Origin of the sequence: Prosthecobacter sp., assembly GCF_044373815.1 — a bacterium.
In the GTDB taxonomy this organism is placed as follows: domain Bacteria; phylum Verrucomicrobiota; class Verrucomicrobiia; order Verrucomicrobiales; family Verrucomicrobiaceae; genus Prosthecobacter.
Window position 1 is genome coordinate 1 of the sequence record NZ_JBIPNG010000204.1, and the last position, 11,000, is coordinate 11,000.

At 61.0% G+C, this 11,000-nt stretch carries 14 protein-coding genes; 6 read left to right on the forward strand and 8 right to left on the reverse strand.

The genetic code is table 11. From position 1 onward, the window contains the following. Positions 1-415 (reverse strand): hypothetical protein (locus ACIREA_RS16800; RefSeq protein WP_397383452.1); only part of this gene is annotated, 415 nt, incomplete at its 3' end. Between the two features lie 355 nt (positions 416-770). On the opposite strand from ACIREA_RS16800, the gene ACIREA_RS16805 reads away from it, so the two are divergent. The 3 genes from ACIREA_RS16805 to ACIREA_RS16815 all read left to right on the forward strand — a co-directional run bounded on the left by ACIREA_RS16805 (position 771) and on the right by ACIREA_RS16815 (position 2,780). After that, complete coding sequence (locus tag ACIREA_RS16805; RefSeq protein WP_397383453.1) at positions 771-992, forward strand: hypothetical protein; 222 nt, start codon at positions 771-773, stop codon at positions 990-992. 50 nt (positions 993-1,042) lie between these two features. Next, the gene (locus ACIREA_RS16810) at positions 1,043-2,020 is read left to right on the forward strand and encodes a GNAT family N-acetyltransferase (RefSeq protein WP_397383454.1); all 978 of its coding nucleotides are present in this window, start codon (positions 1,043-1,045) and stop codon (positions 2,018-2,020) included. 217 nt (positions 2,021-2,237) lie between these two features. Beyond that, a complete protein-coding gene (locus ACIREA_RS16815; RefSeq protein WP_397383455.1) occupies positions 2,238-2,780 on the forward strand; it encodes a hypothetical protein in 543 nt (180 codons plus the stop codon). Positions 2,781-2,877: 97 nt separating this feature from the next. On the opposite strand, the gene ACIREA_RS16820 is transcribed toward ACIREA_RS16815, so the two are convergent. Further along, a complete protein-coding gene (locus tag ACIREA_RS16820) occupies positions 2,878-3,603 on the reverse strand; it encodes a hypothetical protein (RefSeq protein WP_397383456.1) in 726 nt (241 codons plus the stop codon). A 331-nt stretch (positions 3,604-3,934) separates the two neighbouring features. Between ACIREA_RS16820 and ACIREA_RS16825 the strand changes: the two genes are divergently transcribed. The 3 genes from ACIREA_RS16825 (at position 3,935) to ACIREA_RS16835 (ending at position 6,374) form a co-directional block, all read left to right on the forward strand. Next, positions 3,935-4,345: a hypothetical protein gene (locus ACIREA_RS16825; protein ID WP_397383457.1), complete on the forward strand. Its 411-nt coding sequence runs from the start codon at positions 3,935-3,937 to the stop codon at positions 4,343-4,345. A gap of 187 nt (positions 4,346-4,532) precedes the next feature. Further along, entirely contained in the window at positions 4,533-4,970 is a 438-nt protein-coding gene (locus tag ACIREA_RS16830; RefSeq protein WP_397383458.1) for a hypothetical protein, read from the forward strand. Between the two features lie 339 nt (positions 4,971-5,309). Further along, positions 5,310-6,374: a hypothetical protein gene (locus ACIREA_RS16835; RefSeq protein WP_397383459.1), complete on the forward strand. Its 1,065-nt coding sequence runs from the start codon at positions 5,310-5,312 to the stop codon at positions 6,372-6,374. Positions 6,375-6,656: 282 nt separating this feature from the next. On the opposite strand, the gene ACIREA_RS16840 is transcribed toward ACIREA_RS16835, so the two are convergent. The 6 genes from ACIREA_RS16840 to ACIREA_RS16865 form a co-directional block, all read right to left on the reverse strand. After that, the gene (locus tag ACIREA_RS16840) at positions 6,657-7,301 is read right to left on the reverse strand and encodes an SMI1/KNR4 family protein (RefSeq protein ID WP_397383460.1); all 645 of its coding nucleotides are present in this window, start codon (positions 7,299-7,301) and stop codon (positions 6,657-6,659) included. Further along, a complete protein-coding gene (locus ACIREA_RS16845; protein ID WP_397383461.1) occupies positions 7,298-7,720 on the reverse strand; it encodes a hypothetical protein in 423 nt (140 codons plus the stop codon). Before ACIREA_RS16845 ends, ACIREA_RS16840 begins: the two co-directional genes overlap by 4 nt. Before the next feature lie 31 nt (positions 7,721-7,751). Beyond that, the gene (locus ACIREA_RS16850; protein WP_397383462.1) at positions 7,752-8,063 is read right to left on the reverse strand and encodes a hypothetical protein; all 312 of its coding nucleotides are present in this window, start codon (positions 8,061-8,063) and stop codon (positions 7,752-7,754) included. Then, positions 8,060-8,902 carry a hypothetical protein gene (locus ACIREA_RS16855; RefSeq protein ID WP_397383463.1) on the reverse strand — a complete coding sequence of 281 codons (843 nt, stop codon included), beginning with the start codon at positions 8,900-8,902 and terminating at the stop codon, positions 8,060-8,062. The genes ACIREA_RS16850 and ACIREA_RS16855 overlap by 4 nt, the downstream gene beginning before the upstream one ends. 17 nt (positions 8,903-8,919) lie before the next feature. Continuing rightward, on the reverse strand, positions 8,920-9,468 hold the full coding sequence (locus ACIREA_RS16860; protein ID WP_397383464.1) for a type II secretion system protein GspG: 549 nt from the start codon (positions 9,466-9,468) through the stop codon (positions 8,920-8,922). 263 nt (positions 9,469-9,731) lie between these two features. Next, positions 9,732-10,439 carry a hypothetical protein gene (locus tag ACIREA_RS16865; protein ID WP_397383465.1) on the reverse strand — a complete coding sequence of 236 codons (708 nt, stop codon included), beginning with the start codon at positions 10,437-10,439 and terminating at the stop codon, positions 9,732-9,734. Positions 10,440-11,000: the final 561 nt, after the last annotated feature.

Here is an 11,000-nt window from a genome sequence, read left to right on the forward strand (position 1 = left end):
GCTCCGCCTGCGCCGCCGCAAACTCCGCCAGCGAAGCCACGATGTTCACCGAATCATTCGCCATCTCAAAGATGCTCAGCGCATCCTCCACCTCCGCCTTCTCACGGCGTGCTCGTGCACGATGGTCAAAAATATCCTGCGCCTCCTGGCTCCACTTCAGGCGGTTCGCCCGCCATTGAACAAGCCCCGCATCATAGCCCGCCTTCTGCGTCCGCGCCCACTGCACCAGCCGCACCGCGCGCGTGCCACCATCCGCCGCCAGCGCATCCTCCAGCGGCGTCTTCTTCCGCTTGCGCACCAGCGCCGCCTTCGCACGCAGCGCCGCCAGGATGTCAGCAGCAGAACCCCGCGCAGGCGAGGAACCAGGGGCCGCAGAAGAGCCAGCGGCAGAGGGAGGAGAGGGGAGCAGAGGCATGCGAAGAAAAAGGAAAAATCGAGGTCCAAAAAATCATTTTGAATTCCCCCTCCGAGTTCTCCACTCCGTCAGGCTGTCTGTTAACAATCCTTGGTCCCAGATTTCAAACCGCAAGAGAAAATGTTTTTCACCTTCGAAAAAAGTTTCGGCACCATCCTTGCCGCTCCATTTCTTCTTCATCATTTGATATCTTCAGGCTCCGCGAAATCCCGCTTCGGCGCTTGCTCCCAGCATCTGAAGACAAAAAATCTTGAACACACTTTCTGTGTGGACGAGAAGTGACCTATTGTTAAATACTGCTTGATATTTAGGATTGTTTAAGAATTGTTCTTTCGAAAGCCAGATTCAGATCGCCATGCCATTAACCCTTCAAGACTTGATTGCCGACCCGAGTAAAATCGAGGCGCTTCGGCCACCAGTCGAAAAGTGCTCGGTGTGTGGAAAGAAGCTTCAGGAGACCATCACCGGAAAGCACTACACACGGGATGGCGTCATGTGCAGTGACCACTACTACCAGAAGCTCGGCGAAGGTGTCGAAGGGCATCCCATTGCTGCAGGTGGAGCACGGCGTGGCTGACAGCCCGCTGCTGGAGTGACTCACACCACGCTTGGAGATTCGCGCCTCGCATGACCACCACCTTTCTATCTGACGAGACCATCCACGCCTATCTGAGCGACCTCGTTCTCCGGCTCGATGCCATGGCGCACCCGCCGGATGTTATCTGTGCAGTCACCGAGTCCGGTGTCGAGCTTCTGACCAGCCTCATCCGCGTCATCGCCCAGCTCCAGCCCAAAGGCCTCGCCAATCCCGCCTTCGCTTCCTTTGGCAAAGGGGAGCACGACCAGATCATTCTTCACCAGTTCGCAGAGTCAGAGATCCGGGGCAAATGCTGCCTCCTCATCGACAGCGCCGTGCATACCGGCCGCCTCATGAACCGCTGCCGGCGCAAGCTCCTCGACCTCGGCGCAGCCGAGATCCTGTCCTACGCGCTCGTCACCAAGCGCGGCAGCCAGCACATCGCCACCTTCTGGGGGCTCATGATCGCAGAAGTGGACCGCGCCCTGTTCTCCATGCGGCAGATCCCCAACAACCGCCTAGCCAGCAGCGACGAGCACTCACAGCAGCCCGTCACCCTCACCTTGTTGGATGAAGACAGCCTCGCCCTCTCACCTGTGGTCACCGGCGTCGCCTCCATGGACCGCATCACCTGGAGCGACCGCCTCTACGATGTCAAAGCCTCCGCCACAGAGCAGTTCACCCGCACCTACCTCATGCACAAAGGCGCGGTCGCCATCGGCTATCTCACCGTCCACATGGAGCCCGGTCGCAAAAGCCTCGTCATAGATGAAGTCGCGCTCGACACCGTCTGGCATGGCAAAAAGCTCGGCGGCATCTTCCTCCGCTTTGCCTGCACCCTCGCCCGCCATCACGACTGCAAAAAGGTGAAGCTCAACGCCATCGCCAACCGAGTGAATTTTTACGAAGACTACGGCTTCAAAAAATCCCCCGGCCGCGATCCCCTGACCCTGGACCAGGAGACCTACCACCCCATGGAAAAGTCCATCCTCCACGAGCCCGAAGACGGCTACGATCCTGAGGTTTGAGGCTCCATTTTTCGGAAGTATTGCGGGCATTCCTGCCCGCCTCGGCTCCTGTCTCTTCGTATGTTTCGTCCTTCGCTGTCTTGCTACAAGAGAATGGGTTAGCCCGTTCCGGCTTGGCATTCCATAAAGCTAAAAACCAAGGCCGCCTGTAATCGTTGTATAGCCCTCCATAAACTAATCAGCCATGCCCGCACCTATGTATCCATCCCGTCCTGATATGACTGCCCCCGACAACTCCGACGACTTTCTCGTCGCCGAATATAACCGTCTGTCGGCAGAGATCGCCGAATTGAACAAGGAGTCTTCCAATTGCATTACTTTCACACTGTCAGCTTCGGTTGGCTTGTGGACGTGGCTGCTTAGCTCCGAGACCACAGCCTACACCTCACTCATAATAGCCCTGCCTGCTATGGCGACGGTGATGTGGTTTGTGCGCTGGTTGATGCTCGCACAATCCATGGGGGAGATCGGCTTCTATCTTGCCAAGACCGAGCTGCTTTATTTTGAAAACCGTCATGGCTGGGAGAACTACATAAGGCTTGGTGGGAAAAGGACCGGAATGAAGGGAGTCGGGAAGTGGAAGCTCGCCTACTTTGTCCTGATTCTGGGATTGAACCTGGTGATGGCTTGTAAAGTTTACCATTCTTCCCTGGTGGCACAAAGCGAAGAACAAAAGCACCGTCAGGAGCTGAAAGTGGTCGTGGAGAAACTGGCTGACCTTCTGACCAAAGGAATCAAAGCCGAGAATCAAAGTCGCTAAAAATTTTGTCGGAAAAACAATGGCTGCCAGCATCGAGATCCCATCTCGCTCGCTGTTGCCTCCCTTGTCCTTCGTAACTCGTAGAGCGAAGAACAAGTCACTCCCTCCGGTGCATCTCCAGCACCCTCAGCCTCACATCATCCGCAATATCATCCGGCGTCGCGTAGGGCAGGGGGGCGAAGGCGGCGGGGCGTTGTTCCAGGGTGATGTCGTAGAGCTTGGCGATCTGATCCAGCGCCTTCAGGCGCACCGACAGCATGGGCGGGGACGAGGCGTTGGGCGGATCGGCGTCCTCGTCGGCGTCTGCCATCGACATCACATCCGGGAAGGTCGCCTCCACCGTCTGCCACAGCGCCGCGCTGATGTGCTCGCGCAGCGCGGTGAAGTCCAGCTCCGACTGCGGAGCCAGCGCGGCGCGTGCCGCACGGCTTTGCAGCCACAGCTCACGCGCCTGCTCCACGCCCAGCCCCAGCACCCGCGCCACTGCCAGCAGCGGCAGCCCCTGGCGCACATGCAGCTCAAAGACCACCTGCGGCTCCGTCAGCCCCAGCGCCCGCGCCCGGGCCAGCCACAGGCGCAAACACGCAGGAACCCCCGCCCCCGCGCCCGCAGCGCCCACCCCCGAAGCCGTGGTCGAAGCCCCAGCTCCAGCTTGCCCCAGCCCCGCAGCATTCGCCTCCGCTGCAGCAGACGAACAGGCCGTGAAGGACTCATCCTCCCGCCCCGCCCCACCCGCCGCCACCAGCTCCTCACCCATCCCCCGCTCCGCAGCCCCCACGCCCTCCGCCACCTGTCCCGGCGACTTCACACGCCTGCGTGTCACGCCCCCGCCTGAGCGGGCTTTTGCAGAAGAAGGAAGAGCCATGGTCTGGGAAGGTGTGGATGTGGTAGGAACTGGTAACCGAAGAAACATGCCACGGCCTACCATAACCGATTGGGTCCCACTTTCTGAATTTCAACCGATTTGTTCAAACACCCGCAAAAGATGCGCCGCCAGGGCAGGGGAGCGAGCCACCCATGTCCTGACCTCACCCCTGCTCCCGCCAATTTTCAATTCTCAGTTTTCAGTTCCCAGTTTACAATCCCCCACACCCGGCGGCCACGCACAGCGCACTCACGCCCCATTCCTCGCACCCACACCACCACCCACTCGCATGCAGAAATCGACCTTCCGCTCGACCTCCCTTTTCATCCTCCTCGTCGTCACCGTCCCCGCCGCGCTCGTTTACCTCGCCGCCAAAGTGCATGCCGACCGCCAGTTGCAGCAGCACGAAGAGCGCCTCACCCAGGAAGGCAAGGCCGCCATCGCCCACGTCGTGAAGCTGAACGAGCTGCACCACACCATGCCCGGCAAGACCCCGCAGGAACTCACCGCCCTCGTCTTCCCCCCGCTCCCCACCGGCTTCACCCTGCGCCCCGTCACCACCGCCGAGCGCGAGAAGTTCCCCGCCCTGAAAGACTCCGATTACCTCGTGCAGCAGGCCGGCCCGCCCCACCTCGTCATCCCCAGCGCCGCCCCACCCCTGCACCTCGATCTCACCTCCACCGCCCCGCCCGCACAGTGAAGCCCACACCATCGCTGAGGCAATGAGAGACTAAGCACCATGCCTAGCACGCACTGCATCAGCCACCCTGGACATACATCTGGACACCCCATGCCAGGCAGCTAAAATCAGCCGCCATTCCGCCTAGGATCAGTCCTCAGGCAGGCCGCCTCTTTGTTCCGCCCCCTTCATCCTGCACCCCCACACCATGAAACACCTCCTCGCATCCCTCGGCCTCTTCCTCGCCATCACCGCCACCACCCACGCCCGCATCGGCGAGACCCTCGCCGAGCTCAAGGCCCGCTACGGCGAAGGCAAATCCGTCTCCCCCCGCATGGCCAACACCGAGCAGTTCGAGTGGACAAAAGACGGCTACATCATCCAGGCCAGCCTGCGCAACAACATCACCGTCCTCGAGTTCTTCCACCGCACCGACACCCTGATGACCGATGACGACATCAAGGCCCTGCTCAAAGTTTACCGCAAAGACGTCCGCTTCTCCTGGTCCACCCGTGACAACTGCTTCAAGAGCAGCGACAAAAAACTCATGGCCGGCCGCCAGGAAGGCCACGACGACTGGATCTACGTCCGCGACATCGCCGCCACCGAAGCCCTCAGCGGCAAAGACAAAGCGAAGAACCTGTGAGCGCAGCCCGCGCATCACGCGCCCCTCGTCAGACATCAGAGTGGTTCAACCACGGAATACACGGAATCAGATTCAAACTCAGGGTTCCGTGTATTCTGTGTATTCCGTGGTCAAAGTTCAGATCTTAACCGCCGATGAGCCGCTGACATGACGCTCATAATCAATCCAGCAACCAGATTTTACGCCTGCGTTGATCAGCTTCCCAGCAGCGTCAGATCAGCGGTTAAAAATCAGCTTCCCGATGCAGCGCCCAGAGCCACCTCTCCCCGGCACCACGACATACCACACTCATCACTTCCCACTTGTGAAAACCGCATTCATCCAGATCATCCGCCACCCATGAAACATCTTCTCCTTCTCGCCCTCCTCACCCTCAGCGCCCGCGCGCAGGACACCGAAGGCTGGAAGACCATCCTCGCCACCCCGCAGGAGCTCAAGGACTACCCCAAAGAGCAGGCCGAGCTGGTAGACGGCCTCCTGCACCTGCGCGCAGGCAATGGCATCTACATCCCGCAGCCCACCCCGGACGGCGCCATCCGCGCACGCTTTCATTTCCGTGAGGGCACCGGCTTCCCTCAGCTCCGCATCCGGCGCAGCACCGCCGCCAAGCCCAAAGACGCCGACTACTACAATCTCCTCCTCTACATCCGCCCCGGCCAGACCACCGTGAAAGAAGGCATCATCGACGCCTCCATGCACGGCAAGGGCAAGCGCGTCGGCGCCTTCCCGCTGCCAGAGCCCTTCGTCCTCGGCGCCTATGTCGATCTCGAGTTCTCCACCCTCGGCGATCACCTCCAGGTCCTCGTCAATGGCAAGCCCGCCTTCCAGCTTACCGACACCACCTTCAGCACCGGCGGCCTCTGGGGCCTCGCCTCGCAGGAGGCCTGGTTCTCCAATATCCAGGTGCGCACCTTCCCCCGCAGCCCCGAAGCCGCCGCCACCCAGCTCGGCAAAACCACCGACCCACGCATCCTCCAGCTCCAGGAAGCCTACACCGCCGCCATCGCGCGCGAAGTCACCCCCGCCCACCTCGAAGCCATCCAATCGCTCGACACCCAATACACCGCCGCGCTCGATCGCGCCCTCGAAGCCACCGCCCAGTCCGGCAAGCTCGATGACGCCCTCGCGCTGCGCACCGAGAAAAAACGCGTCGAAGACAAAGCCCCGCTCCCGCTCGCAGACGCACCCATCGCCGACTCCCTCAAGCCCCTCCTCGCCACCTACCGCAGCAGCCTCCTCCAGCTCACCACCCAGCGCGATCAGCGCCTGCTCCCACTGCACGAAAAATACCTTCAGGCCCTCACCGCCTATCAGGACGAACTCACCCGCGCCAAAAACCTCGATGCCGCCCTCCAGGTGAAAACCTTCCGCGAAGCCGAAGCCGCCAGCGTCAAGGCCCCCTAGGCAGAAGCGCGAAGAGCAGCCGGCCCAGGAAAAGCACGCACACCACGACATGGTATGACGTGACACGAATAGCATTCACTGACGACGCCCCGCCACACCGTGCCGCTTCGGGCGCAGCTCTGTACTGGGAGCGCCGATATTTTATCGGCTCCGGCGAGCGTCCCTGCCACACCGACCCCGCACAAAGCCCTGCGAAAACACGGCGCTTCCTCATGCTGCGGTGCGGCACTCAGAGCCGGTTAAAAACCAGCGCTCCCAGTACAGACACCCACATCCCTCCCTCTACCTCCCCAGCTTCCCCATCTCCTCATCCAGCCACGCGCGATACCACATGTAAAAACTCACCCGCTCCACTCCACTCGTTTGCAGCGGCGAGAGCCCTTCATAATCCGCGCGCCTGTCCTCCCACACATGGCCCGCTTCCGGACCGGACACGATGAGCCACTGGCGCAGCGCGCAGCCCAGATGGCAGATCGGGATCGCCCCGTCCAGCGGCGCAAAGTAGCCCGCCTCAAACTCCGCCCGCTGCCGCTCATACGCCGCCGCATCCGTGTCAGAGAGCTCATCCTCCGGCATGCCCGCCAGATCATTCCACGCCGCCGCGTGAGGGAAGGGGAGCCGCAAGGTGCCCACGAAACCATCCCCCTCATGCCACGCACGGAAATCAAACCCCACATCGCACTCGCCCAGATCAAACACCCCATAGCCAGGCCCCGCGCCACCTTTTCCCACCATCATGAGAAACGCCCTGTACTCCTCCGGCAGCCGCACCCCATGCGCCCTCTCAAACTCCAGCACCTCCGCCTCCGTCATCACCGCGCTGCACTGAAACTCCGCCGCATTGCTTTCAAAAGCCTCTGAAACCGAGGCACGCAGCGTGGCCAGATCTCGGACCATCTGCGCATAAGACTCGGGCGTCGGATTCATGGAGTGGCAGAGAGTTTTGAATCAGTCGCGGGCTGGCTCCCGTTTGCCCCACCCTTGGTTTCCGCGCTCCGTTTCGCCATCCAGGCCTCGTATGAGGCAGCGCCTATCTGCTCCTTGATCAGCGGTTTGGGAACTCGCTGCATCCTTTGAATCCCCGTGCACTTCCCAGCCACGAAGCCCACATAGACATTTTCGCCTCCGGGAGTGAGCACCCAATAGGACACGCGCTCCTTCTGCGGGTCCTTCCTGGCGCAGAGTCCGTGCTTCTCCACATGAGATTTGAGCTGGCCCTCGGACATTTGGAGCGACAGCTCGCGCAGCTCCGGGATGCCGCTCAAAAACTCCATCCCGAGCTCCTGCCCAAAGCAGGCCGCAGACAAAAGCATGAAAAGGACTGCCGATAAGAGAGATGTTTTCATGTCGTGTGGGCTTCAGGGGTCACGCTGGTGACTACTTCGCAGGGAAAAGCATGTGCGACCCATAACAAAAGTAAAACACGGCAAAGACAATCCAAACCCAGGAAAAAAGGCGCAGGGCAGCCATCACCAAGGCAGGCCAGCGAAACTGATACGCCAGATGATTGAGCAGCAGCATGAGCACCACCACAATGTTGCCATAGCGATCATAGGGATAAGACGGCGGCAAAGAAAGCTGCCACTGAACATCCCAGATCAACAGCAGGAGAATGACCACCAGGAACCCGTAAACAAACGCGGGATTTCCTGGCGGGAGTGGCGTGGTCAATGTGCTTGGAAGCTTCATGGAGTCTCCTTTGCATACGTGAAATCCGCAGGGCCGCCGCCCACGTCATACAGGCGCTGCACCATCAGCGGCACCGCCTTCTTGCTGTAGGTCACGGTGTGCAGCTTCTTTCCGTGCCAGAATGAAAGGTGCAGCCCTTCGGCAAAGGGCACACCCGGTGTGCTGGCCGGGAGTCCGGGCAGCAGCTCCTTGGCTACCACCATCTGGTAGTGGCTCATCTCCCGCGTCCGCCCATTCTGCAGCGCATGATTGAAGACCTCCCGCACGGTGTAAACCTTCGACTCCTGAAAATCGATCTGCATGCGCATCCCCACGCTTGCTGAATCCCTCACGAACCAAAGGCAGCGAATCTCATTTTCAGGGCACTCGGAAAGGTAGCTCGTGAAGTGTTCACGGCATTGCCTGGCTAGTTCCGCGTTCATCTCGTCTGCGGCGAGTTGCGCAGGGGTGGGCAACGGCGGGCTCCCGTTTGTGCCCCCCTTGCTTCCGGCACTCCGCGCCATCCATGCTCCGTGCTCGGCACCCGTCTGCTCATGGATCAGTTGCTTCGGAATCGGCTGCATCCTCTGAATCCCCGTGCACTTCCCAGCGGCAAAACCCACGATGACATTTTCGCCTGCGGGAGTGAGCACCCAGTACGACACCCGCTCCTTCTGCTGTTCCTTCCTGGCATAGAGCCCGTGCTTCTCCACCTGAGCCTTGAGCTCATCCTCAGACATCTTCAGCGAAAGCTCGCGCAGCTCCGGGATGCCGCTCAAAAAATCCGGCCCGCCCTCCAGCCCCAGGCATGCCACAGACAAAAGCACCCCAAGGAGTGCCGATAGTAGAGATAATTTCATGGTATGTGATCCTATCATCATGGCCGCACCGGGTCCCGTTTCCATTCAGCCAGTTCTTCCTGCCAGCGGTTTTGCGCATCACGGCTCATGAAGACACCCGTCATGTCCCGGTTGTCGCCCTCGCCACCGGGCAGCTTGTCTGCGCCCAGGCTGCGGAGCGTCACGGCCCCGGACTCATCGCTGCGGTAGTCCAGAGGGCGCTGCCACGCATCCGTCGTCTCATTGTCGTAGCCGGGTCTTGCGGGCAGCTCCGCCAGCGTCAGAGGCAGCTTGTTGTGCAGATGCCCATACTGAAGAATGCGCCGCTTGGTCACCGTCAGCCGCGTTGCCGTCAGGCCGCGCGGCGGGATCGTCTCCACCAAAAAGAGAAATGCCAGCAGGAACAGAATGAGCGCAGACGCGATGACTTTGATGGGCTTGCTCATAGGAGTGGGGAAGTTGTTGCGTGTCTTGGATTCGTTGGATGCCCGCTCATCCTTCGCCGTCAGTTCATGCAGGGCTTGCCTGTCCAGGACACTGACATGAAGCCCGTCCATAATCCAGCTTTTCTGAATGTCTCGAATCATCGCCTCATCGGCATCCCATCAGCGTTGATATCGTTTTGCGAAACGGATTTCCGGATAGCGGCGCGTGGAGACGCACGGCGGCGGCTTGAGGACAAGCCGCCCCACCTCGCGCCGGGCATTCGCAAGCTCAGCGCAGGTAGGGCTGGTTGTCCTCAACCAGCCGCCGTCGAAGCCCATGATCATCGATCAAGAAACAGCCCGCTAAACGGAAATGAGTTTTGCGAACCGCTGTCAACCCTCCGCCATCATTTCATGTTCCGCGTTCACGGCCCAGGGCGGCTTCGCTTCATTTCTTCAAGCCTGGTCGCTTCAAGCACCAGCGCCTCCAGCTCGAGCCTGCGCGTCAGTTCGAATTCATAGGACGGTTTGCCATCGATGCCCTCCCGGATCCTTGCCACTTCCGCACTGCTCAGAGAGCCGCCGGCCATCGCCTCCTGCAAAGCGATCTGCGCGAGGCTGCGCACGGGATAAAACTTCTCGCGCATGATGCCGCAGGCGCCATTGAGCACGAAGTGATCGTCCCGCAGCGCCGTTAGAAACCACTCGATGCTGCGCCGGTCCCTGAGCCGTCGCAGCGTCCGCGCGGCGCTGATGCGCACCGCCGGATGCTCTGACCACACCATCTCATGGTATGCCTGCCCCAGCGCGGCTTCATCTCCCAGAGCTGCGGCGATGAGGGTGAGCATGCCGCGCAGCTCATCGTCCCGCTCCCGCGCCAGCGCCCGGCGCACCTCCGGCAGCAGCTTCCTGCCGCTGCTGCGGCACTCCGCGATGATCGCCTCGCGATTCCGCTCCGTCGGCCTGGTGCTCTGTGCCCAGGTGTAGTCTGCATCCGGGTTCATCGGATCACACTCATGCCGAAGCCGGGCGAGAATACCCACAAAAGCCGAGGGCGGTTCGTCGCTCCATTTCATCACCAGGCACGGCACCAGTACAAACAGCAGGGCAAGCATCACGCGGTCAGGACTCATGCCCATGGAACGCCCAGCCCGGTGCTTTCATTAGCCGCATTGCAGAAGTTGCAGCCATCCATGCCAAGCACACGCGTCCGCCAGTGCGCTGCCTCGCCGACATCATTCCCCCCAAACAAACAGCCCCGCCGAGGCAAAGCACCCCGGAGCGCGGACTTCCAGTCCGCAGCAGGTCGCCTGCGCGCAGCGGGTGACGCTGCCGGCAGAACATCGGAAACACGACGACATCTGGCACGAGAGAGAGCCATGTCATCAGGAACGCCATTGCATCAGGAACGCCGCTGGCCCATCAGGCCCCGCCATGCCATTCATGCCTGTCACTCAGTGAAGGGCGTGCGTCGCGGAATGCAGCCCCGCCGAGGCACAGCGCCCCGGAGCGCGGACTTCCAGTCCGCAGCAGGTCGCTTGCGCACAGCGGGTGACGCTGCCGGCAGAACATCGGAAACACGACGACATCTGGCACGAGAGAGAGCCATGTCATCAGGAACGCCATGGAGTCTGGAACGCCGCTGGCCCATCAGGCCCCGCCATGCCATTCATGCCTGTCACTCAGTGAAGGGC

Excerpts from the sequence above, each read along its gene's own strand:
- ACIREA_RS16805 (WP_397383453.1), top strand. The coding sequence starts at position 771 with ATGCCATTAACCCTTCAAGACTTGATTGCCGACCCGAGTAAAATCGAG.
- ACIREA_RS16810 (WP_397383454.1), top strand. The coding sequence starts at position 1,043 with ATGACCACCACCTTTCTATCTGACGAGACCATCCACGCCTATCTGAGC.
- ACIREA_RS16815 (WP_397383455.1), top strand. The coding sequence starts at position 2,238 with ATGACTGCCCCCGACAACTCCGACGACTTTCTCGTCGCCGAATATAAC.
- ACIREA_RS16825 (WP_397383457.1), top strand. The coding sequence starts at position 3,935 with ATGCAGAAATCGACCTTCCGCTCGACCTCCCTTTTCATCCTCCTCGTC.
- ACIREA_RS16830 (WP_397383458.1), top strand. The coding sequence starts at position 4,533 with ATGAAACACCTCCTCGCATCCCTCGGCCTCTTCCTCGCCATCACCGCC.
- ACIREA_RS16835 (WP_397383459.1), top strand. The coding sequence starts at position 5,310 with ATGAAACATCTTCTCCTTCTCGCCCTCCTCACCCTCAGCGCCCGCGCG.
- ACIREA_RS16840 (WP_397383460.1), bottom strand. The coding sequence starts at position 7,301 with ATGAATCCGACGCCCGAGTCTTATGCGCAGATGGTCCGAGATCTGGCC.
- ACIREA_RS16845 (WP_397383461.1), bottom strand. The coding sequence starts at position 7,720 with ATGAAAACATCTCTCTTATCGGCAGTCCTTTTCATGCTTTTGTCTGCG.
- ACIREA_RS16850 (WP_397383462.1), bottom strand. The coding sequence starts at position 8,063 with ATGAAGCTTCCAAGCACATTGACCACGCCACTCCCGCCAGGAAATCCC.
- ACIREA_RS16855 (WP_397383463.1), bottom strand. The coding sequence starts at position 8,902 with ATGAAATTATCTCTACTATCGGCACTCCTTGGGGTGCTTTTGTCTGTG.
- ACIREA_RS16860 (WP_397383464.1), bottom strand. The coding sequence starts at position 9,468 with ATGATTCGAGACATTCAGAAAAGCTGGATTATGGACGGGCTTCATGTC.
- ACIREA_RS16865 (WP_397383465.1), bottom strand. The coding sequence starts at position 10,439 with ATGAGTCCTGACCGCGTGATGCTTGCCCTGCTGTTTGTACTGGTGCCG.